General features: G+C 63.9%; 23 protein-coding genes. 12 read left to right on the forward strand and 11 right to left on the reverse strand.

Annotated elements, in window-relative coordinates:
* Window positions 1-22 precede the first annotated feature (22 nt).
* Window positions 23-769: an SDR family oxidoreductase gene (locus I5R65_RS12945; RefSeq protein WP_180668053.1), complete on the reverse strand. Its 747-nt coding sequence runs from the start codon at window positions 767-769 to the stop codon at window positions 23-25.
* A gap of 169 nt (window positions 770-938) precedes the next feature.
* Between I5R65_RS12945 and I5R65_RS12950 the strand changes: the two genes are divergently transcribed.
* Window positions 939-1,829, forward strand: coding sequence for a LysR family transcriptional regulator (locus I5R65_RS12950; protein WP_180668054.1), 891 nt, complete (start codon window positions 939-941; stop codon window positions 1,827-1,829).
* Window positions 1,830-1,846: 17 nt separating this feature from the next.
* Here the strand turns inward: I5R65_RS12950 and I5R65_RS12955 are convergent, their stop codons facing one another.
* From I5R65_RS12955 to I5R65_RS12970, 4 genes are all read right to left on the reverse strand, one after another.
* Window positions 1,847-2,590, reverse strand: coding sequence for a CDP-diacylglycerol diphosphatase (locus I5R65_RS12955; protein ID WP_180668056.1), 744 nt, complete (start codon window positions 2,588-2,590; stop codon window positions 1,847-1,849).
* 152 nt (window positions 2,591-2,742) lie between these two features.
* A complete protein-coding gene (locus I5R65_RS12960) occupies window positions 2,743-3,396 on the reverse strand; it encodes an aspartate/glutamate racemase family protein (RefSeq protein ID WP_180668058.1) in 654 nt (217 codons plus the stop codon).
* A 57-nt stretch (window positions 3,397-3,453) separates the two neighbouring features.
* Complete coding sequence (locus tag I5R65_RS12965; RefSeq protein ID WP_180668059.1) at window positions 3,454-5,160, reverse strand: thiamine pyrophosphate-binding protein; 1,707 nt, start codon at window positions 5,158-5,160, stop codon at window positions 3,454-3,456.
* A 68-nt stretch (window positions 5,161-5,228) separates the two neighbouring features.
* Window positions 5,229-6,491 (reverse strand): D-amino acid dehydrogenase, encoded by a 1,263-nt coding sequence (locus I5R65_RS12970; protein ID WP_180668060.1) that lies wholly within the window; start codon window positions 6,489-6,491, stop codon window positions 5,229-5,231.
* 210 nt (window positions 6,492-6,701) lie between these two features.
* Here I5R65_RS12970 and I5R65_RS12975 point away from each other — a divergent pair, with 210 nt between their 5' ends.
* The 6 genes from I5R65_RS12975 to I5R65_RS13000 all read left to right on the forward strand — a co-directional run bounded on the left by I5R65_RS12975 (window position 6,702) and on the right by I5R65_RS13000 (window position 11,616).
* Window positions 6,702-7,166, forward strand: coding sequence for an Lrp/AsnC family transcriptional regulator (locus I5R65_RS12975; RefSeq protein ID WP_180668061.1), 465 nt, complete (start codon window positions 6,702-6,704; stop codon window positions 7,164-7,166).
* A 168-nt stretch (window positions 7,167-7,334) separates the two neighbouring features.
* The gene (locus I5R65_RS12980; protein WP_180668062.1) at window positions 7,335-8,402 is read left to right on the forward strand and encodes a saccharopine dehydrogenase family protein; all 1,068 of its coding nucleotides are present in this window, start codon (window positions 7,335-7,337) and stop codon (window positions 8,400-8,402) included.
* A 29-nt stretch (window positions 8,403-8,431) separates the two neighbouring features.
* A complete protein-coding gene (locus I5R65_RS12985; protein WP_231395166.1) occupies window positions 8,432-8,842 on the forward strand; it encodes a GFA family protein in 411 nt (136 codons plus the stop codon).
* Window positions 8,843-9,325: 483 nt separating this feature from the next.
* Window positions 9,326-10,162, forward strand: a complete 837-nt coding sequence (locus I5R65_RS12990; protein ID WP_180668063.1) for a transporter substrate-binding domain-containing protein — start codon at window positions 9,326-9,328, stop codon at window positions 10,160-10,162.
* A gap of 10 nt (window positions 10,163-10,172) precedes the next feature.
* Window positions 10,173-10,832, forward strand: coding sequence for an amino acid ABC transporter permease (locus I5R65_RS12995; RefSeq protein WP_180668064.1), 660 nt, complete (start codon window positions 10,173-10,175; stop codon window positions 10,830-10,832).
* Between the two features lie 10 nt (window positions 10,833-10,842).
* Window positions 10,843-11,616: an amino acid ABC transporter ATP-binding protein gene (locus tag I5R65_RS13000; RefSeq protein ID WP_305037735.1), complete on the forward strand. Its 774-nt coding sequence runs from the start codon at window positions 10,843-10,845 to the stop codon at window positions 11,614-11,616.
* A gap of 53 nt (window positions 11,617-11,669) precedes the next feature.
* Here the strand turns inward: I5R65_RS13000 and I5R65_RS13005 are convergent, their stop codons facing one another.
* The 3 genes from I5R65_RS13005 to gcvA form a co-directional block, all read right to left on the reverse strand.
* Complete coding sequence (locus I5R65_RS13005) at window positions 11,670-12,431, reverse strand: SDR family oxidoreductase (protein WP_180668065.1); 762 nt, start codon at window positions 12,429-12,431, stop codon at window positions 11,670-11,672.
* Between the two features lie 60 nt (window positions 12,432-12,491).
* Window positions 12,492-13,328 (reverse strand): DMT family transporter, encoded by an 837-nt coding sequence (locus tag I5R65_RS13010; RefSeq protein WP_180668066.1) that lies wholly within the window; start codon window positions 13,326-13,328, stop codon window positions 12,492-12,494.
* Window positions 13,329-13,418: 90 nt separating this feature from the next.
* Entirely contained in the window at window positions 13,419-14,321 is a 903-nt protein-coding gene (gene gcvA, locus I5R65_RS13015) for a transcriptional regulator GcvA (protein WP_180668067.1), read from the reverse strand.
* Between the two features lie 125 nt (window positions 14,322-14,446).
* On the opposite strand from gcvA, the gene I5R65_RS13020 reads away from it, so the two are divergent.
* The 3 genes from I5R65_RS13020 (at window position 14,447) to I5R65_RS13030 (ending at window position 16,642) form a co-directional block, all read left to right on the forward strand.
* Entirely contained in the window at window positions 14,447-15,109 is a 663-nt protein-coding gene (locus tag I5R65_RS13020; protein ID WP_180668068.1) for a transcriptional regulator, read from the forward strand.
* A 94-nt stretch (window positions 15,110-15,203) separates the two neighbouring features.
* Window positions 15,204-16,184, forward strand: a complete 981-nt coding sequence (locus I5R65_RS13025; RefSeq protein WP_180668069.1) for a threo-3-hydroxy-L-aspartate ammonia-lyase — start codon at window positions 15,204-15,206, stop codon at window positions 16,182-16,184.
* Window positions 16,185-16,282: 98 nt separating this feature from the next.
* On the forward strand, window positions 16,283-16,642 hold the full coding sequence (locus tag I5R65_RS13030; protein ID WP_180668070.1) for a 5-carboxymethyl-2-hydroxymuconate Delta-isomerase: 360 nt from the start codon (window positions 16,283-16,285) through the stop codon (window positions 16,640-16,642).
* 175 nt (window positions 16,643-16,817) lie between these two features.
* Here I5R65_RS13030 and I5R65_RS13035 read toward each other — a convergent pair whose 3' ends face one another.
* Window positions 16,818-17,228: a hypothetical protein gene (locus I5R65_RS13035; RefSeq protein ID WP_180668071.1), complete on the reverse strand. Its 411-nt coding sequence runs from the start codon at window positions 17,226-17,228 to the stop codon at window positions 16,818-16,820.
* Between the two features lie 541 nt (window positions 17,229-17,769).
* Here I5R65_RS13035 and I5R65_RS13040 point away from each other — a divergent pair.
* A complete protein-coding gene (locus tag I5R65_RS13040; RefSeq protein ID WP_231395167.1) occupies window positions 17,770-18,864 on the forward strand; it encodes a sensor domain-containing diguanylate cyclase in 1,095 nt (364 codons plus the stop codon).
* A gap of 96 nt (window positions 18,865-18,960) precedes the next feature.
* Here the strand turns inward: I5R65_RS13040 and I5R65_RS13045 are convergent, their stop codons facing one another.
* The gene (locus tag I5R65_RS13045; protein ID WP_180668072.1) at window positions 18,961-20,178 is read right to left on the reverse strand and encodes an arabinose transporter; all 1,218 of its coding nucleotides are present in this window, start codon (window positions 20,176-20,178) and stop codon (window positions 18,961-18,963) included.
* 200 nt (window positions 20,179-20,378) lie between these two features.
* Here I5R65_RS13045 and I5R65_RS13050 point away from each other — a divergent pair, with 200 nt between their 5' ends.
* On the forward strand, window positions 20,379-21,011 hold the full coding sequence (locus tag I5R65_RS13050; protein ID WP_180668073.1) for a TetR family transcriptional regulator: 633 nt from the start codon (window positions 20,379-20,381) through the stop codon (window positions 21,009-21,011).
* Here the strand turns inward: I5R65_RS13050 and I5R65_RS13055 are convergent, their stop codons facing one another.
* On the reverse strand, window positions 21,012-22,034 hold the full coding sequence (locus I5R65_RS13055; protein WP_180668074.1) for a LacI family DNA-binding transcriptional regulator: 1,023 nt from the start codon (window positions 22,032-22,034) through the stop codon (window positions 21,012-21,014).
* Window positions 22,035-22,328 lie beyond the last annotated feature (294 nt).

The raw sequence follows: 22,328 nt of genomic DNA on the forward strand, positions 1-22,328 counted from the left end.
CGCAATCCTGCCTGTGGAAAACTTAGAATTCCTGGGCCACCGGACGCAGCACCACTTCACTGATGTCCACATTCTCCGGCTGCTCGATGGCATAGGCGATGGCGCGCGCCACCGAATCGGCGGGGATCTGGTTGGCCTCGTACCAGGCCTGGACGGCAGCCGAGGTTTCCTGGTCGCTGCTGTGCGTCTTCAGTTCGGAATCCACTGCCCCCGGCGAGATGATGGTGGTACGCACGCCCTCCGGGGCTTCGGTACGCAGGCCTTCCGAAAGGGCACGCACGGCGAATTTGGTGGCGCTATAGACAGTCCCCATGCCGGCGAAGACCTTGATGCCGGCCACCGACGCCACATTGATGACGTGACCCGAGCCCTGGGCGGTAAAACGCGGCAGTGCGGCGGCCACGCCGTAGAGCACGCCCTTGATGTTGACGTCGATCATGCGGTCCCATTCCTCGACCTTGAGCTTGGCCATCGGTGCCAGCGGCATGATGCCGGCATTGTTGACCAGCACGTCGATGCGACCGAAGTGCTGCACGCCCTGCGCCACCAGCGCTTCCACATCGGCGTGACGGGAGACGTCGGTGGTCACCGCAATGGCCTCGCCACCGGCGGCGGTGATGTCAGCCACCAATTTCTGCAGACGCTCGGTGCGACGCGCGCCCAGCACCAGCCGTGCGCCCAGGGAGGCCAGATGACGCGCCGTGGTTTCGCCCAATCCACTGCTGGCGCCGGTGATGACGATGACCTTGTTCTTGATGTTGTTGCTCATGATGTATCCCTTTCCATGGATGTTGTGAGTGTTTGCCAATCAATGTGCATATCCCGCTCGTGCTGCTTGTGTTGCATGTGTTGCTTGTCGATGGAAGGATTATGGTCACGGCGACTATGCCAAACAATGGAAATGATAAGATTACAGAATTCCAATTCAAGGAATCATCATGCTCAACCGACTGGAGATGCTGCGCATCTTCTGTGCTGCCGCCGACGCCGGCAGCTTCAAGGAGGCCGCCATCCATCTCGGCATTTCGCCGCAGGCGGTCACCCGGGCGATCCAGGAGCTGGAACGGCTGCAAGGCGAGATGCTGTTCCACCGCAATACCCGCCAGGTGCGCATCACCAGCTTCGGTGAACAACTGGCCGAACGCGCCCGCACCAGCCTGCAGCAGCTCGATGGCCTGTTTGCGCCGGACCCCGCCGGCCCGCAGGACGACATGAGTGGCGTGGTACGACTGGCCGCGCCCTCGGCACTGGGGCGCAGTCGACTGTTGCCCATCGTGGAAAGACTGGCCAATACCCATCCCGGTCTGCGCTTTGACCTGCGGCTGACCGATCAGCGTGCCGACGTGGTCGGCGAAAAGATCGACATCGGCATCCGTGTGGGCGCACTGCGCGACAACCGCTTCGTGGTACGCCGGCTGGGCAAGACCCGCTTCCATGTCGTGGCCACGCGGCGCTTCCTGCGCCGCCACGGCACACCCGCCAGGCTGGAAGACCTGCCCGCCCTGCCCTGTACCGGCATGCTCGACCGCGACACCGGCCGGCTATGGCCGTGGATGTTTGCCGGGGATCGCCAGATGAACGCCGACCATGCGCGCTTCGTCTGTGACGACTCGCAGGCGGAATACCTGCTGGTCAGGGATGGCATGGCCATCGGCCAGATTGCCGGCTTCCTGTGCGATGACGACATCGCCGCCGGACGCCTGGTGCCGGTGCTGGGGGAACATGAACCGGAACCCTGGGATACCTATCTGTACCGCCCGCAGCGCGGCCCGGTGCCGCCACGGCTGCGCCTGGTGTTCGATACGCTGGTACAGGAACTGTCCGGCTGAGGGGCTGATCTGGTCAGCTACCAGCGGCAGTCGTGGTCCATCAGGACTTCGGCGCTACCCTGCTCTTGCAGGTCGAAATTGACCGGCATGTTGACCAGGAAGAAGCCGGTACTGCCGTCGGCCAGGCGCGCCCCGGTCAGCAGCAAGGACTGCGAGGCCATGTTGGCGGCTGCATAGGCGCTGCGGGCGGCGGCCAGCCGGAAGGGATCATCCTGCTGCAGGGCATCGGCAGGCAGGCGCATGACCCAATAACGGTGCCCCTCGAAATGCCAGGGCAGCCATTGCCGCAGCGGATCATCGCGATGCTCGGCCAGGCTGGCGGCCACGTCGCGTCGCATGCAGTCCATGTGCAGATGCAGGTGTAATTGCGAACGTGCGGCGGCGGAGTTGACTTCCACGCCCAGCTGTTCATCCTCCCGCGAGCGCCCCAGCGTCTGCGCCACGCGCCAGCGCTGTTCCCAGGCGTAGGCCCAGTAGCGGGGCGCATCCTCCCTGAGCAGTTCCGGGCTTTCGATGCCGCTCAGGCGCCGGGTCGGCATCAGCAGGTACTGGGCCGGGCCCACCAGGTCTTTCAGGATCACGAAGCCCCGTTGCAGGTCCACCGTGGCGCAGGGCTGCGGCTCGCCGTGAGCCTGCATCGCGGGGACGCATTGCTGGCTGGTGATTTCCCATAGCTTGTGGGGATCGGCGGCTGCGGTGGCGGACTGGCTGCACAGCAGCAGCCAGATCGGTATCAAGAAAGGGAAAGAGGGCAGTCGCATCAAACCATCCTCGGCAGGGACGCCGCGCGTGCAGGAGCGCCAGGCGGCAAGTTGCGCAGGGTAGCGATACGGTGTTTCCGCATGATGACAGTGGCTGCGCCGCCGCTCGATGAGCGGACTTGGCACGAGTTGCCATCGCCGGCATGGACGGCCTAGGCCATCAACTGTCTGGCCAGCCCCACCAGATCGAACACCGGCCGGCCGGTGCGCTGCGCAATGGCCGGCGCAACCGGCGGCATGTTGGTGCACTCCAGCAGGATGGCGCGTACCTGCGGCTGCGTGGCCACCAGCTCATCGGCCAGCGCCAGCATCTCGGCATGGATACGCTGCATGTCGCCCTGCGGCTGGTTGCCCACGATGACGCGCGCGAATTCGGAATCAACCGGCATGCCGGCAATCGGAGAATCCATGCTGCCGCCGAGCGCGGCCAGATGCGCCGGCCCCAGGCTCGCACTGGAGGCAGTAAGGATGCCGACATGGCGCGCGCCCCCGAACGCCAGGTACAGCGTGGGCAGCCAGCACAGGCTGGAGCTGGCGAAGGGAACCTGCACCGCGGCGGCGATGGTCTGCTGGTGCAGCGCCAGGAAGCCGCAACTGGTGACGATGGCCTTGCAGCCTTCTGACTCCAGGGCGCGGGCGGCCTGGACGAAATCGTCCACCATGCCACTGGCACGCTCGAAGATCACTTTCTGCGGCGAGGCCCGGCTGACCTTGTGCAGCCGCGTGGGAAAGGGAAAGGTGGCCGGGTTGCCGATATCGCCGGGGGGACGCGGAAATACAGTGTCGAGCATGACGATGCCGAGCATGCGGAGCCTCAGGAAAAGTAAGTAGATCGCCAGCATTCTAACCAATCCCGCACCGACTCAGTCGACGGCCAGCGGGTCCTTGCCCATGGCCTTGATCCAGGAATAGACCGGCGGGCATTCATCGACGATCGATTCTGAAACGATGTCGATGAGGACCGGCCCTTCGCTGCCGAAGGCCTCGTCCAGCGCACTCACCAGTTCGGCGCCCGAGCCGGCACGCAATCCCTTCAGACCGAAGCCCTCGGCGATGCGCGCCACGTCCAGCCGGGTGAAATCGACCGACAGATACTGCGCATCGTTGTGCAGCTTCTGCAGCGCCTTGATCCAGCCGAAGCAGCCATTGTTGAAATGCAGCAGCACGGCGGGCACCTTCAGGCGGGCCAGGGTTTCCAGTTCGCCGCAGGACATCGAGAAGGAGCCATCGCCAAACAGACCGATGGGCCGTACATCGGGGCGCGCCAGCCAGGCACCGACCACCGCGGGAATCGCATAGCCCAGACCGCCGAAGGCCCGCGGGATCACCAGCCGCGAACCGTCGCCCGGCAGGCGCAGATAGCGGGTCATGTGCGGCGTCGGGGTGCCGGCGTCCGATACCATCACGGCGCGCGGCGGCAGGCGTCGGTTCAGCTCCTGCACCACGCGCTGTGGCTTCAGGGGCAGGGCGTCGCTGCAGAGGTCGGCCTGGGCCTGTTCCCAGAAGCGGCTGCGCACGCGGTTGAGTTCGCCGTTCCAGGCACGTGGTTCATGATCCAGCACCAGCGGTGCCAGGTCCTCCAGTACCGAACGGACATCACCGGCGATATTGAGATCGTTACGGCCGGTATTGCCCAGCACGGCTGGATCGATGTCGACCTGTACGCGCTGGCGCGGCTGCTTGCTGCTGGGGAAGGTCCAGCCGATGGTGACCACCGATCCCATCTTGCAGCCCAGGTAGACCAGCAGGTCGCTTTCCTCGACCGCACGCGCCGCATGTGGATGGAAACCGTTGTCGCCGATCACGCCCAGTGCCAGCGGGTGCTCGTCAGGGACGGCGCCCTGGCCGGTGATGGTGGTCACCACGATGGCATTGGCCTTCTCGGCCAGCGCCAGCAACTGCGCGCCGGCATTGGAGTGCATCACACCGCCGCCGGCCACCAGCACCGGTCGCCGGGAGGCGTTGAGCAGCCCGGCCAGCTGCTGCACCAGCGTGGCATCAGGGCGCACCGGGAAGGCCGGGAAATGGCGGCACTCCGGTTCGGCGTAGATCTCTTCCGGGGTACTGTCGGAATCCTGCGCCAGGATATCTTCCGGGAAGGTCATGTGCACCGTCCCCGGGCGACCCGAGGTGGCGGTGCGGAAGGCGCGTCGCACCGCCTCCGGGATCTTGGCCGTGGTCTTGACCTGGAAGGAGAGCTTGGAAACCGGCTCGAACAGCTTGGCGTTGTCCAGTTCGGTAATCATGCCGCGCCCCTCGCCCTTGAGCGGGATGTCGTTGGTCAGCAGGATCAGGGGGATGGAAGAACTGTTGGCCTCGGCCATGCCTGGCAACGAATACATCGCGCCAGCGCCGCTGGGACATTCGGCCACGCCCGGCCTGCCGCTGTAGCGCGCATAGGCGTCGGCCATGTAGAGGGCGGAGCGTTCGTCGCGCGCCATCACGTGGCGTAGCTTGCCGGAGCGGCTCAGCGCCTTGTAGAACGCCACATTGGTATCTCCGGGAACGCCGAAGATCACCTCCACGCCATAGTCCTCCAGCAGCTTCACGAGTACGTCTGCACCAGTCATTTGCTTCTCCGTTTGAGTTGGGTTGGGTTGAATCGGGTTGAGCTCGGTTGGGACATATGCGGCCCTGTTCAGCGATAGCGGGCCAGGGTCAGCCCATCGATGTCGATGGCCGGCGTACCGCCGGTCACCAGATCGGCCACCACCCGGCCGGAACCGAGCGACATCGCCCAGCCGGTCGAACCATGGCCCAGATTCAGGAACAGTCGGCCTATCGGCGTAGGCCCCAGCAACGGTGGGCCATCCGGGGTCATGGGGCGGCGTCCGACCCAGAAGCGTGCCGCGCCAAGCTCACCGGCGCGTGGAAACCAGTCCTGCATGACCTGGCGCAGCGTATGCAGGCAGGCCTGGCGCAGCTGCAGACCATCGTCGCCCAGTTCGGCGGTACCCGCCACGCGCACCACACCGTCCATGCGGGTCATGGCGGTCTTGAACGATTCGTCCATGACCGCCGCGCGCGGCGCGGCCTCGGTGTCGAGGATGGGGATGGTGGCGGAGTAGCCCTTGACCGGATACAGCGGCACCCGGATACCCAGCGGTGCCAGCAACGCATGACTGTCCACTCCGGCGGCCATGACCAGCGCATCGCAGTCGAGCTGTTCGCGCAGGCCACGGGCCTGCAGATGCAGCCTGCGTACCTGACCTGCTTCGACCGCTATGTCGCTGACCACGGTATCGAAGCGGAACTGCACACCCATCTCTTCGCACAGGTGGCGCAACTGGCGCGCGAAGGCAGCGCAATCGCCGGCCTCGTCATCGGGCAGGTAAAGCCCGGAACGGGCCTGCACGCGCGCATGGCGCAGACCGGGCTCGACGGCCAGGCATTGGGCTGCGGTCAGCTGCCGATGGGCGACACCGGCCTCCTGCAACAAGGCCAGCGCGGGCGCGGCCATTTGCTCGTCGAAGCGACTGCGGAACAATTGCAGATAGCCCTGGCTGCGACCGTAGTCGAAGGGATGTCGCTCCAGGAATTCATGCAGGCAATCGCGGCTGTAATAGGCGATGCGCTGCATGCGCAGCTTGTTGCGGCGATAGCGCTCCAGCTCGCAGTTGCCCAGCCACTGGCCGATCCAGCGCCATTGCCGCAAGCTCATGCGGGGCCGGAACACCACTGGCGAGGCGGCCTTGAAGAGATACTTCAGGATCTTGGTCGGCATGCCCGGAGCGGCCCACGGCGTCACATAGCCCGGCGCGATCACGCCAGCATTACCGGCACTGGTCTGACAGGCCACATCGGGCTCGCGCTCGATGAGCACCACCTCCACCTGCTGCAGGGCCAGCCAGTAAGCGGTGGCGGTGCCGATGATGCCACCTCCGATGACGACGACTTTCATGTACGGTTCACCTGCAAAAAGGTTGGAGAGAGGGATGGACCGACCAGGTCATCGACATGCAGAGCGCAGTCTAGGATTTCGCGCTGACACAAAAAAGGGCAAGAACGTCGAAATACTGGTCTAAACTGACGCAATGACGCGCCGCCTCGCCTTTTTGTAGTGTCGGCGCCTTTTTCCTCTCTTTTCGCATGGCATCGGGGAGCACTATCCATGATCAGACTGGACCAGCTGGACGACATCGACCGCCAGATCATTTCCGAACTGCAGATGAATGCACGCGCGCCGGTGGCTGACCTGGCGCGCCGGCTGGACCTGGCACGCACCACCATCATCGCGCGCATGGAGCGCCTGGAAAAAGCCGGCATCATCTCCGGCTATACCCTCAAGCTGGGACGCGACGTGCTCGATCCCAGCCTGCAAGCCTATGTCGGTATCACGCTGCAGCCCAAGGCCGGGAAGGATGTGGTGCGGCGCTTCAACCGCATGCCGGAAGTCCACCAGCTATGCGCGGTCAGCGGCGAGTTCGACTACGTGGCCTGGCTGCGCGTGAGCACCCCGGAACAGCTGGATCGCATCCTCGACGAGATCGGCGAGATGGACGGCGTCATCAAGACCACCACCTCGGTGGTACTGGCACGCAAGATCGATCGCGGCGACGCGCCCAGGACTTCCTGAAGGCCGCCATAGGGCAGCCGCAGGACAAGTGGTCGAAACATATCGACGAAACTTCGATACATAATGCCGCGATTGACACTACTTTCTGACTATTTGGTAATTTAATCCGTCTGCAAAGCTCCCTAGAATGAAGACTAACTTTTCGTGTCTTCATCCAGGAGTTTCATCATGCGCACGGTCCTATTGGGTTCCGGCCACATCGGCCAAACGATTGCACGTCTGCTCTCCGAGAGCGGCGACTACAACGTCACCATCGCTGACCGCGATGCCCAGGCGCTGAAGGCAGTGTCGGCACTCAACATCGAGAAGGCCGTCGTCGATTCCTCCGATGCCCAGGCGCTGGAGCAGTTGCTGCGTCCGGCCGATATCGTCATCAATGCCCTGCCCTATCACATGGCCGTGAAAGTAGCCGGTGCTGCCCGCAATACCGGTACGCATTACTTCGACCTGACCGAAGACGTGCAGGCCACCCGCGCCATCGCTGCACTGGCCGCCGACGCACCAGTGGCATTCATGCCGCAATGCGGGCTGGCACCGGGTTTCATCGGTATTGCCGCGCATCACCTGGCGGGCTCCTTCGACGAAGTGCACGACGTCAAGATGCGCGTGGGCGCGCTGCCGCAATATCCCACCAACGAACTCAAATACAACCTGACCTGGAGTGTCGATGGCCTGGTCAACGAGTATTGCCATCCCTGCGAAGCCCTGCGTGACGGTACCAAGGTCGCCGTCGATCCGCTGGCCGACATCGAGCATTTCTCGCTGGACGGCGTCGAGTACGAGGCCTTCAACACCTCCGGCGGACTGGGCACCTTGTGCGAGACCCTGGCCGGGCGCATCCGCAATCTCGACTACAAGTCGGTGCGCTATCCCGGTCACCAGCAACGCATGAAATTCCTGCTCAGCGACCTCGGTCTCAAGCATGACCAGGAACTGCTCAAGAACATCCTGCGCAAGGCCGTGCCCACCACCATGCAGGACGTGGTACTGGTATTCGTCACCGTCAGCGGCATGCGTGGCGACAAGTTCGTACAGGAAGTATTCACCCGCAAGATCTTCGCCATCCACGAAGAAGGCCGCTACGAAAGCGCCATCCAGAGCACCACCGCCGCCGGCGTCTGCACCGCAGTGGACCTGTTCCGCAACGGCAAGCTGCCGCAGCGCGGCTTCATCAGCCAGGAGGCGATCGGACTGCCGGACTTCCTCGCCAATCGCTTCGGCCAGGTCTACGCCTGAGTCCGGAGACCGGGGACCGGGCGGCGGCCATGCCTGATACCGATGCCATCCTGCCGGATGGTGCCCCGCCCGGTCTGCGCATGCATCACGCCAGTTGTCACTGCGGCGCGGTGCGTTTCCGTTTCCTCTCGCATATCGAGGAGGTGGTCCAATGCAATTGTTCCTACTGCCTGCGCAAGGCCGCCCTGCACCACCGCGTCGATGCGCAGCGCTTCACCCTGGTGGATGGGACGGCAATGCTGACCCGATACCGCTTCGGCACGCTGCGCGCCACCCATTTCTTCTGCCGCCTGTGCGGCACGCCTACCCATTGTCATCCGCGCTCGGCGCCGGCCCAGATCAACGTCAACGTGCGCTGCGTGGACGACGCCCACCTCTGGCTGGCCGCTCTGCCGGTACGCCACCATGATGGCCGCGCGTGGTCGCTCGATGTGCGCTGAATGCATCTGCCGCGGCGATGTGCCGGGGCGCATGTCTGCCATGCAGCTTGCGGCGCCGCCCGTGACGCGAGATAATTTTCTAAAAAATATTCGAGACACGCTCCGGCGACGAAGACCACAACGATAACGACGAAGGCATGGAGCATCCCCTTCCACTGCGATTCCATCACTTTGGTGCAGGCGCGACCGATCGCGGTGCAGCGTCGCTGGTGCGGGTGCGACAAAGCGGCATGCGCAAGGCATTCACAAGGTGTGCGGCATGCTTCCGGCAGCGCGCTCGATGGCATGAAAATCGCTAGCTGTACCGGTGTTGTGCAGCGAATTTTTTCCTGATTTTTTTCATCGCAATGAAAGGCGGCAAGCATGCAACAGCGGCGTGAAAATTCACCGTGCAGCAGGCGACACGGGCCGCATGGTTCATGCATGGCTTGACGTCGCCCCCTTATACGCATCGACCACCACCCGTCCCACCAGGAGACCCGCATGAGCATTTCCCGCAGACACTTCATCCAATCGGCACTGGCCGGCAGCGCCGTATTGACTCTGCCCGACGTCTTCGCGCAAGACATCGAATCGACCATGGCACGCATCAAGCGCACCGGCAAGCTGCGGCTGGGTGCGATCAACGGCGCCACCCCCTATTTCAACAAGGATCTGGCGACGCAGGAATGGAAGGGCTTCTGTGCCGACTTCGGACGCGACCTGGCCAAGCATCTCAAGGCCGAAGTGGAATGGGTCGAGACCACCTGGGGCAATGCCGTTCTGGATGTGCAGACCAACAAGATCGATGCGCAACTGGCGATGGCTCCCACCCCGCAGCGTCGCGAGGTGGTCGATTTCAGCAACCCGCTGTACAACAACATCAACACCGTGGTCGCCCGCAAGGGATTGGACTTCAAGACCTGGGAAGAACTCAACCGGCCGGAGATCAAGGTGGCGGTCGATGTCGGTTCCTCGCACGACCAGTTGGTCACGCGCATCCTGCCCAAGGCCACCATCCTGCGCTTCGAGACCTCGGCGGCGGCCACCATGGCGCTGCAATCGGGTCGCGCCGACTGCCAGGTGCTGGTGGTGCTGCTGTCGACCTCGCTGCTGGTGAAGCTGCCCACCATCGGCCACATCGTCTTTCCCACGCCGGACGAAACCGCGCCCACCAACGTCGGCATCCGCAAGCAGGCCGACCAGAGCTTCGTGACCGCCGTCAATGGCTGGCTGGAAGAGGCGCGCAAGGCCGGCCGCATTCGCGAGATCATCGTCTCCAACATGGAAAACCTGGCCAAGGTGCCGGCCAACGCCTTCCCTCCGCAGCTCAAGTTCTGAGGGGCTGCCCATGTACAGCTGGGATTTCGGGACGCTCTGGCAGTACCGCGGCATCATCGTCTCCGGGGTGATCACCACGGTGCTGTTTACCATCGTGGTCGTCATCACGGGCATGGCGGTCGGCATCATCGTGGGACTGGGCCGGGTCTCGTCCAACCGCATCCTGTGCGGCGTGCTGCGCGGCTACGTGGAGCTGTTCCGCTGTACGCCGGTGCTGGTGCAGTTGATCTGGTTCTACTACGCCTTGCCGGTACTCATGGGCATAGAACTCTCGCCCTGGATGGCGGCGGCGCTGGCATTGACGCTGTACGGCGGCGCGTTCTATTCGGAAATCGTACGGGGCGGGATCGTCTCCATCGATACCGGACAGACCGAGGCCGGCCAGGCCATCGGCATGACCCGCTGGCAGGTGATGCACCGCCTGGTGCTGCCGCAGGCATTCCGGCGCATGACGCCACCACTGGTCAGCCAGTCCATCATGCAGTTGAAGAATACCTCGCTGCTGTCGGTACTGGCGGTGCCGGATCTGGTCTATCAGGGGCAACTGATCGCGCATGATACCTACCGGCCGCTGGAGATCTACACGCTGGTGGCGCTGCTCTATTTCATCATCCTGTTCCCCGCGACGGTACTGGCCAAGCGCCTGGAACTGCATCAGATCAAGACCTGAGAAAGCGTCCATGAGCAAACCCATCATGATTTCGGTACGCGGCCTGAAGAAGTCCTTTGGTCAGCAGGAAGTCCTCAAGGAGATCAATCTGGAAATCGCCAGGGGTGAAGTGGTCGCCCTGATCGGGCCTTCCGGTTCGGGCAAGTCGACGCTGCTGCGTTGCCTGAACCTGCTGGCCGCGCCCGACCATGGCGTCATCAAGATCGGCAGCGAATGCTTCGACTTCGACCAGACCGTGCCAGCAAAGCTGAGCGACCGCACCATGGCACAGTTTCGAGCGCAGACCGGCATGGTGTTCCAGCACTTCAACCTGTTCCCGCACATGACGGTGGCACAGAACGTCATGGAAGGTCCGGTGACCGTGTTGCGCCGGCCCAAGGCGCATGCACGCGCGCAGGCCATGAAACTGTTGGCGCAAGTCGGCCTGGCGGAGAAGGCAGAGATGTATCCGGAGAAGCTCTCCGGCGGCCAGAAGCAGCGTGTGGCCATCGCCCGTGCGCTGGCGATGGACCCGGAGGTGATGTTGTTCGACGAGGCGACTTCGGCGCTGGATCCGGAACTGGTCGGGGAAGTCCTCAACGTGATCAAGCAACTGGCCGAGCGTGGCATGACCATGATCCTGGTCACGCACGAGATCGCCTTCGCCCGGGAGGTCGCCGACAAGGTTATCTTCATGCGCGATGGCGTGGTGGTCGAGGCCGGCCCACCGGCCCAGGTCATCGATGCGCCGACCCAGGCGGCGACCCGCGCCTTCCTGTCGCGGGTGCACAAGATCGCGGCCTGAGACGGGCGAGCTTCAGCCCCTGCTCCTGACCACAATCCCGGTGGGGCAGCGGCTCACTTGCCGCCGGTGACGTCGAGAAAGGTCCCGGTGATGAACGAGGCTTCTTCGCTGGCCAGCCACAGCACCGCGCGCGCCACCTCTTCGGGCTGGCCACCCCGGCCCATCGGGATACTTTCCTTGACCCGGTTGACCCGATCCGGTTCGCCGCCACTGGCATGCATCTCGGTGTAGATGTGCCCCGGCCGGACGCAATTCACGCGGATGCCCTCACGGGCCACCTCCTTGGCGAAGCCGGTGGTGAAGGTCTCCAGCGCGCCCTTGGAAGCAGCGTAGTCGACATATTCGTTGGGGCTGCCCAGCCGGGCCGAGGCCGAGGAGATATTGACCACCGCGCCGCCGCGCCCCTGATAGCGATAGGCCATGCGCCGCACTGCCTGCTGGGCGCACAACATGGGGCCGATGGCGTTGACCGCGAAGACGCGCTGCATGCGTGCATAACCCAGGTCTTCCAGCCGGGATTGCCGCTCCAGCATCGCGGCATTGTTGACCAGCACATCGATGCGCCCGAAGTGTTCGTCGATGGCGGCGAAGAGCCTGGCCACCTGCTCCGGATCGGCGCTGTCGGCCTGCACCGCCAGGGCGCGCCGCCCCAGCCTGCGCACGTCGTCGGCGACGGCCTGGGCCGCCCGCTCGTTGGCCAGGTAGCTCAGCGCGACATCGTAGCCGCGTGCAGCGGCCAACCGGGCCGTGGCGGCGCCCATGCCACGGCTGGCGCCGGTGATGAGGATCAGAGGGGATGGGGTGGGGACGGACATTGTCATTCTCCGAAAAGTAAAACGGGAAACCTGTCTGGCAGCGCCTGGCCCATGTCCGGTTCAGCCGATCAGGACCGTGCCGGCAGCAATGGCAGCGCACGCCAGCAGGCGCGCCGGGCCCAGGGATTCGCCCAGGAACAGGTAGCCGATCAGTGCTGCAAACAGCACGCTGGTCTCGCGCAGCGCCGAGACTGCACCCATCGGTGCCAGGTCCATGGCGTAGATGACGATGCCGTAGGCCAGCAGCGAGACCAGTCCGCCGGCAAAGGCGCGAACGAATCCCGGCTGCAACATGAAGAGCACACGCGGGTTGCGTGGACGACGCAGCACGAGGTAGACCAGCGGCATGAGCAGACCCCAGCCCGCCGACATCCAAGCGGTATAGGCCAGCGGCGCCCCCGAAAGACGCACGCCGATGCCATCGACCACGCTGTAGGCCGCAATGAAACAACCGGTCGCCAGCGCATAAGGCAGGCCAGGCAGCGCCAGCCCGCCTCGGCGAAACGCCAGGGCCACGATGCCACCCGACACCAGTACGATGCCCAGCAGGACGACCGCGCTCATCTGTTCGCCTGCGAAGACGGCCGCGCCCAGGGTCACCAGGACCGGCGAACATCCGCGTGCAATCGGGTAGGTCTGGCCCAGCTCACCGGCCCGGTAGCTGCGCACCAGGAACAGGTTGTACCCCACGTGCAGCAACGCCGAGCCGGCCGCATAAGGCCAGCTGGCCGGTAGCGGCGAAGCCAGGAAAGGTATGGCGGCGAGGCTGGCCAGGGCCACTGCCATGCACATCACGGTCATCGACCAGAGGCGGTCGCCACCGGCGCGCAGCAGGGCGTTCCAGGCGGCATGCAGGAAGGCGGCGAAGAGGATGAGCAGGACGATGGGCAAGGACATGCGCCATGGTAAGCATGTGCGGGCGCGGACCCAAGCGAAGTCTCCTCATCCCGGCATGAGCGATTACTCATGCCATCCTTGCTGCCAGTGTCAATAAGCCTGCGCAGCCTGCAAAGACTGCGCCATCATCCACGCCCGGAAGCTGGCCACATGCGGCTGCGACTCCACTCCCTGGGGACAGACGAAGTAGTAGGCCAAGGGCGAAGGCAGGGCCAACGTGAACAGCCTGACCAGGCTGCCGCCGGCCAGCTCCTGTTCCACATGGCCACTGCGGGCCAGCGCCACGCCCTGGCCCAGCAACGCAGCTTCGATGGTCATGTTGGTATCGGCCAGGCGTACGTTCTCGCGCAGGGCCGGCGCGGCCACACCTGCCTGCTGGAACCACAGGTCCCACTTCGGCACCATGTCGGCCCCGGCACGGGTGAGCAGGGGATAGCGCAGCAGGTCAGCCGGCTTGCGCGGCTTGCCCAGGCGTTGCAGCAAGCTCGGGCTGACCACCGGGAAGATCTGTTCGCGAAACAGGAACTCGGAGAACAGGCCCGGGTAGGGTCCGGTGCCAAAGCGGATGGCGACATCCGGCTCGCCGGGCATGAAGCGGATGGCAGCGTCGGTGGTCTCCAGCGTGACCAGGATGTCGGGATGGGCCTGCGCCAGATCGGGAAGTCGCGGCAACAACCACTTGAGGGCGAAGGAATAGGTGGTGCTGACCTTGAGCCTGACGCGTCCATTCTGCTCGCGCAGTTCGCCCAGGGTGGTTTCCAGCTTCATGAAGAACTCCCGCACTACCGGTGCCAATGCGGCGCCAGCCGGGGTCAGCGTCAGCGACTTGCCACGCTGGAACAACTGCACGCCCCAGAGTTCTTCCAGATGCCGCAGCTGGTGGCTGACCGCGCTCTGGGTGACGTGCAACTCCTCGGAGGCGGCAGTGAAGGTAGCGTGCCGGGTAGCGACTTCGAAGGCGCGCAAGGTGGCGGTGGGGGGCAGATCTCGCATGGGCCGGGCTCTCGCAACGGGAGGTCGTCAGCATCGCCAACCTCGTATGAACGGAAGCTCATGGTAGCAGGCCCTCGCCCAGACAGGGTGGAGCCGAGTATACGCAAAGTCTAAATTTAGATAATATGTATCGCATGACTTCACGCTCCCGTAAAAAGAAACCCGACCGCCCCGACCACGCCCTGCTGCTGTCGCAATTGCAGCAGGTTGCGCGTGGCCTGGGCGAGACCTTCGCGCCTTTCTGCGAAGTGGTCTTGCACGACCTGCGTGATGCGGACCATTCCATCGTGGCCCTGCACAACAACCTGTCCGGACGCGAAGTAGGCGACGCCACCACCGAACTGGGCCTGGCGCGCATCGCCGACGAAAGCTATCCGCAAGTGCTGACCAACTACGCCAACACCCTGCCCGACGGGCGTCAAGCCAAGAGCACCTCGATCGGCATCAAGGATGCCGATGGCAAGTACGTGGCGGCACTGTGCATGAACATCGACCTGACCCTGTTCGGCGCCCTGCAAGGCATGCTGCGTCAGTTCGGCGGCATCGACGGCGCAGTACGCGTGGCCGAGACGCTGGAACCGGCTGGCGCAGACGCCTTGCGCGGTCGTATCGACGATTTTGCGACGCGCCTGTCGACCACGCCACGCAGCCTCAAGGCCGAGGATCGCCGGCAGTTGATGCGCGAGCTGCGCCAGAGCGGCTGCATGGATGTGCGCCGGGCTGCCGAGATCGTGGCGGCGCATCTGGGCATCTCCCGTGCGACGGTCTACAACGACGAAAAGGACTGATCCGCCCCGCATCGACGGCGGCTCAGCGCTCCCATTGCGCCACCGAATCCCTCCGACTCCCTTCGACTCCACCCCTGCCTTCCAAAGGAAACCCATGATCCCCGTCTCCAGCGCTACCGAATTGCCCAGCTTCGCCGATGTCCTGCTGGCCGCCGAACGTATCAAGCCCTGGGCGCACAGGACGCCGGTGCTACGTTCGCGCACTGCGGACGCCGAGCTTGGCGCGCAACTGTTCTTCAAGTGCGAGAATTTCCAGCGCATGGGCGCCTTCAAGTTCCGCGGGGCGATGAATGCGCTCTCGCAATTCGATGCGGACCAGCGTCGTCACGGGGTGATCACCTTCTCGTCAGGCAATCACGCGCAGGGTACGGCGCTGGCCGCGCAGTTGCTGGGCATCCCCGCAGTGATCGTGATGCCGCAGGATGCGCCGGCGGCCAAGGTCGCCGCCACCCGTGGCTATGGTGCCGAAGTGGTCACCTATGACCGCTACACCGAAGACCGCGAAGCCATCGGCGCACGCCTGGCGGCCGAGCGCAAGATGACGCTGATCCCGCCCTACGATCATCCGCACGTGATGGCCGGCCAGGGCACGGCCACGCTGGAACTGCTGCAGGAGAGCGGGCCGCTGGATGCGCTGTTCGTCTGTGTGGGCGGCGGCGGCCTGCTGTCGGGTGCAGCGCTGGCGGCCCGCGCGCTGGCACCGGACTGCAAGATCTACGGCGTGGAACCGGAGGCCGGCAACGACGGCCAGCAATCGCTGCGCGCCGGTCATGTGGTCCATATCGATACCCCCAAGACCATCGCCGATGGCGCGCAGACCCAGCACCTGGGCAAGTACACCTTCGAGGTGATCCGCCAGTTGGTGGACGACATCCACACCGTCAGCGATGCGGAACTGATCGCTGGCATGCGCTTCTTCGCGGAACGCATGAAGATGGTGGTGGAGCCGACCGGCTGCCTGGGCTTTGCCGCCGCGCGCAAGCTCAAGGATCAGTTGCAGGGCAAGCGGGTAGGCGTGATCATCAGCGGCGGCAATGTGGACCTGGGCAAGCTTTCCGCTTACCTGGCCGGCTAATCGTTTACACCAATATCATCGTCGGCGGTTTTGACTTACAGTCGCAGGCAGCCTTAGCCCGCACATCCCTCATCTACCTAACAAGGATTGGAACCACCATGCCCCATCTCGTTGTGGAATACACCGGCAATCTCACCCTCGACGTACAGCCCACCCTGCTCAAGCTCAACCAGGCACTGGTGGCCAGCGGACACTTTGATGAAAACGCCATCAAGGCGCGTGCAGTGCGTCTGGATGATTACCTGGTCGGCACCGCCGCCGACGCCAAGCGCGCCTTCGTGGCGCTGCGCCTGTCCATCCTGACCGGCCGCACGCTGGAAGAAAAAAAGCAGGTCGCCGACCTGCTGGGCGCGGCCATCCAGAAGGACCGGATCTGGCCGGCACAGACCCAGGTGCAGATCACGGTGGACGTGGTGGACATGCAGCGTGAAACCTACTTCAAGCTCGCCGTGCAGTAAGCGCGACAGCACATCACGGCACGCGAGGGCGGTAGCGCCGCGTCGAGTTGCCCGAGTGTAGGAATGCATGAGCGAAAAAGCCGTCCGGTGTTTGCCGGACGGCTTCTTTTTTTGGTGCTGTTGATAGCGCTGCGCTGACCAGTCTTGTTCTTCTGCAAGGTCAGCGGCAATGCGCTCAGGAAGCTAGCGCCGGCTCGCGTGCGACTTCGCGGAATTGCACCACATTGCCTTCCGGATCGAAGCCATCGCAGGCACGGAAATCCGGACCGCTCCATTCGGCCTCGGGCGGCTTCAAGCCACCGCCGAGCTGTTGCGTGCTCAACCTGGCCTGGGCCAGCGAGCGCACCGGCAGGAACAGCTTGACCGGCACGTTCTCGCGCAACACCGGTGGCGCGCTGATGTCCACCGTGGCTGCGGCGGCAGGCGGAATGGCATGGATCACCAGCAGGAAATCTTCGGCCTCGATCACTACCTTTTCAGCGTGGGCATGCTTGGGAACCACCGCCAGCACCTGCGCATAGAACGCGGCGAGACGGGCTACATCTTTGGCGAACAGGACTGCGCCTGCTTTGGGCTGGGTCGACATCTCTGCTTTCAAAAACGTTGATCGGATCTAACAAGGAACGGCAGAGTTTATTTACGACCGCGCAGCTTTGCAAGCATTAATCGTCGCCTTGTAGCGACGCAGTTTTGTCGCTTGTCGGCGACGCCTGAATGTCGCCTTTTTTCGCCGTATTGCAGAGCAATATAAGAATCCGCTGACACGCGAAAGTGGTGCTGTCCGATGTGCATTCCTGAACGCGCAAATTATTGTTATGCATCTCTATGAAGACACTAACAAAACGTCAATTGTCGGCATGATCAGCGAAGCTGTTCTTATGTGATCGGAATGGCATCGTTTGCGCTACCAGCAGGTATAAATTGTAAGCGGATGTTCCAAAGCGGTTTACTTCGGGACGTGATCTGCTACCTTGATGTCGCAGGGCAACATGATTGTGCGATTCATGAAGAAGAAAAATATTTCCGTTCGCGCACCAGAACCTGCCACGCCGTCCTTCCACCGCATCACACGACGCACTGACGGCGACCAAATTAAAACGAAATCCAACCCTCAAGAGTAACGCGCCATGAACATTCGAGATTTGCACGCCCAGTACACTCCCGAACGCTCCCTCTTCCAGCGTACCCAAGGCCGCCAACGCGGACTGGTCAACACCCGCGTCGAACTCGCGCACACCGACAGCGACGCCGATGCCTGGCTGGAACCGGCATTGTCCGATTTCATCTCCCTGGCATCGAGTGTGTGTGGCACTCCCATGGGCATGTTCAGCCAGCTGCACGCCGACATCGGGCTGCAGCAGCCCTACCTGTCGGTGATCAATGGCCGTGGCGACAGCCGCAATCAGTGGTGGCACTTCCCCGGTCAGACTGGCGTGTTGCGCAACGCCGTGGACTTTTCGCTGTGCGATATGACCGCTCGCACGCCTGGCGTGGTCACCGAGATTACCGATCTGCATACCGTCGAACGCTTTGCTGTCAGCGCCCTGGCCAACGGCACCCCACCGGTGCGCTTCTATGCCGCCGTACCGCTGGTGTCGGGCAATGGCGACATCATGGGCACGCTGTGCGTAATGGATCGCGCACCACGTACGCTGGCCGCGGCGCAGCGCGACGCCTTTTTGAAACTGGGCCGCCAGCTCGAAGCCCTGCTCGACACTCATCGTGCCATGCAGAAGCTGGAACAGCAGACCATGACCGACTCGCTGACCGGCATCGGCAATCGTCGCAGCTTCGACTCCCGCCTGCGCGAGGAATGGACACGGCACCTGCGCAATGCGCGGCCGTTGTCGATGCTCATGGTCGATGTGGATTACTTCAAACAATACAACGACACCTACGGCCACCCGGCCGGCGATGCCTTGCTCGAACAATTGGCGCGGGTCTTGCGTTCGCCGTTACGCGCCAGTGATTTCCTGGCACGCTACGGCGGCGACGAGTTTTCGCTGATCCTGCCCGATACCGACGAGACCGGTGCACAGCAGGTTGCCGATCGCATCAAGCAGGCGGTGGCGCGGGTGAAGTGGCCGCATACCGACATCGAGATCAGCCTGGGCGCGGCCACTGTCACACCATCGGAAATGTGCGACTTCAGCGCACTGCTGCATGCGGCGGACCAGGCCATGTATCAGCGCAAGCACGGGCGCAATCCACGCAACGCCTGAGATACGCAAGACCCGCTGCAAACGAATGACGCCGCTGCACAGACAGCGGCGTTTTCATGTCGGCGCCCTAGGGCCTGACGCGCTACCCGCCGGTGCTCATGTCCCCTCGCCGGGTGAGCGCATCAGATGCAGCGCCACCAGCGTCGACAATCCCACCAGGACCGCTCCCGCCAGATACACACCCTGCACACCCACCTGACTGGCCAATGCGCCGGCCAGGGGGCTGGTCACGCCCAGCGACAGATCAAGGAAAGCCACGTAGGCGCCCATCGCCAATCCACGGGTCTGCGGTGGAGCGCGGCGCATCGCCTCCACGCCGAAGCCGGGAAAGGCCAGCGAATAGCCGAAGCCGGTCAGGGCTGCACCGGCATAGGCCAGCGCGCTGGCATTGGCCCGCCAGATCAGCAACTGACCCAGGGCTTCGATTAGCACGCAGACCAGGGCCACCCTGGCACCACCGATGCGATCCGGCAGATGCGCAAACAGCAGGCGGGCGATGATGAAGGCCAAGCCGAAGCTGGTAAAGGCCAGCGAAGAATCGCCCCAGCCACGCGCGGCGAACAGCAGCGCGATGAACGCCGTGATGACACCGAATCCGACACTGGACAAGGCCAGCCCCAGCCCAGGTTGCCATACCGCGCCCAACACCTTGTAGAAGGGCGTGCGACGACTGGCGCTGGGCGCCACCGGGCGCAGGCCGGCGATGACCGCCAGTGCCAGCAGGGCAATGGCCAGGCTCACCAGGCAGATGCCGGCAAATCCATACATATGGCTGACCGCCACCCCCAGCGGCGCCCCGCAGGCCATGGCGGCATAGATGGCGATGCCCAGCCAGGCCATGACCTTGCCGCCATGCTGCGGGCCGACCAGCGCAATGCCCCAGCTCATGGTGCCGGTGACCACCAGGCTCTCGCCCAGGGCCAGCATCACGCGCCCGGCCAGCAGGACCAGCACCGACAGCGTGGGCCACTCCAGCAAGACCAGGGAAGCCAGATAGATCAGCCCCGAGATCGCAGCGGCAATGAAGCCCTTGACCACGGCACGTTTGGCCCCATGCAGGTCGGCCTGGTTGCCCGCCCAGGAGCGGGACAACAGGGCCGCCGCGAACTGCGCACCAACCACCACGCCGACCATGGTGGCATGCATGCCCAAAGCATCCTGCAGATGCAGGGGCAATACCGGCAACTGCAGGCCGATGGTGAGAAAGGCGATGAAGACCGCCAACGTCAGCGGTGCAAGTTTGAGAAAGACCGCCGCGCCGGGGCTGGCCAGCGGTGTCACGGAAGCAGGCTTGTCAGCCGGATTGCTGTTCATGGTGAGTCCTTGGAAAGAAGCGAAGGAAAGATGCCTGCGCGGCCGGTGCCAGTGCGAAAGCTAGCGCGAATGCCAGCGCGATTGAACCTGGCGGCCGCTCAGGCTAGAATGCGACGAATCCGTCACATCCTGTCGATTTGCAGTATGCGATCATTTCGTCAGGTTTTCCATTCGCATTCCCTACGACCACTTCCCGCACCATGTCCAAGCCCCGCCGGCCCCAGATTTCCCTGCGCAAGACGCCGCAGCAGGCCCGCTCGACCGAACTGGTCGCCGCCATTCTCGAAGCCGCTGTTCAGGTTTTGCTGCGCGAGGGGGCGCAGCGTTTCACGACAGCGCGGGTGGCCGAGCGGGCTGGCGTGAGCGTGGGGTCGGTGTACCAGTATTTCCCCAACAAGGCGGCCATCCTGTTCCGCCTGCAGGCCGACGAATGGCAGCAGACCACCGGGATGGTGCGCCAGTTGCTGCAGGACCAGCGCAAGCCACCCGCCAGGCGGCTACGGGAACTGGTGCATGCCTTCATCCGCAGTGAATTCGAGGAAGCCCAGGTCAGGCTGGCGCTGGCCGATGCAGCGCCGCTCTATCGCGATGCGGTGGAGTCCGAGGCGCTGATCCAGGAGTGGGATGCCATCATCGCCGCCTTCATGCGCGAAGCCTTGCCGGGCGTGCCGGCACAGCGCCGCAAGCGCGCCGGCGAACTGGTGATGACCACGCTCTCCTCGGTGGGTGAACATCTCTCGCGCAGCGCGCAGCAGCCCAAGACCATCCGCGCCTACGGCGAAGCCATGGCCGACATGTTCTGTGCGTATCTGGAGAGCCTGCAGGTGCGCTGATCAGCCCTTATGCTTGCGTGGCGCCGCGGTCGAGGCGCGCTGGACCAGCTGTGGCGTGGCCGTCACCCGCATCACCGGTGACGGGCTGCGGCGCTCGATCAATGCCAGCAGCAGATCGATGGACATGCGGGCCGCTTCCTCGGTAGGCACCGCGACCGTGGTCAGCGCCGGACGCGAGACCCGCGCCCACTGGATATCGGTGATGCCGGTGACTGAAATGTCACGCGGTACGTTCAGCCCGAGATCGGCAATGGCGTTCATCGCCCCCAATGCCGGCAGGTCATTGCTGGCAAAGATGGCGGTCACCTCAGGATGCTCCTTGAGCAGTTCCATCGTAGCGCGATAACCGGCCTCGACAGTGTCGTTGATGTAGCGGGTGCGCTGCAGCGGATGCTTGTGCCCGGCCTGCGCGCAGGCGCGGGAAAATCCGCGATAGCGTTCGGCATGGATACCACTCTTCTTGCTGCCCACCAGCGCGGCAAAACACTGGTGGCCCAGCCCCAGCAGATGACGCGCTGCAACGGCGCCGGCCTCATGGAAATCCACCGCAATGCAGGGCAGCTCCGGCGGTGCATCGGGCTTCTCCCACATGCACAGCACGACCGGCGCACCGCGCTGCTCGGTCTTGCGCAGCTCATCCATGGGCAGGTTGGCATTCATGATCAGCACGCCGTCGGACAGTGTGCCGGCGATCTGGTCGAGGTAGGCCCGCCCGGTATCGGGATCGTCATTGGTATTGCAGACGATCAGGAAACGGCCACGCTCGCGCGCGGCACGTTCGGCCGCCAGGGCGAATTCGGGATAGAAGGGGTTGGCGATGCTGGAGACCACCAGCGCCAGCGTCGGTGCCCGCCCCTCGGCCAGTGCACGCGCCGTCAGGTGGGGCCGGTAGCCGAGCTGGGCGACGGCGTCCAGCACGCGCTGGCGCGTCTGCTCGCCGACCTTGCCGCGCTGGCGCAGGACATTGGAGACGGTGGCCGAGGTGACACCGGCCAGACGGGCGACTTCGGATAAGGTGGTCATGGCTGCATGGAGTTGGAAGCCCTCGCATTCAATCCGCTTATGCCGGGCTTGTCAACGCGGCACACCGCACCGGTGTGCTCCGCAGCACGTCCGGCTGACAAAATCCTGTCGGCCAGCGGTTACAGGATTGTTGTTGCAGGGCCGATTCAAGATGGGTATGATCGACCCAAACTATTTGCCGTCTCAAGGCGGCAACACGATCAGAACAACGACGTGGAGACAACCCCGATTGCATACAGGAAACTCAGGCGATCTTTTTTTTGGATCGTTTGATTAAGCGCTTAACCTTCCGCT

Origin of the sequence: Herbaspirillum sp. AP02 (assembly GCF_015767275.1) — a bacterium.
Classification (GTDB): domain Bacteria; phylum Pseudomonadota; class Gammaproteobacteria; order Burkholderiales; family Burkholderiaceae_D; genus Herbaspirillum.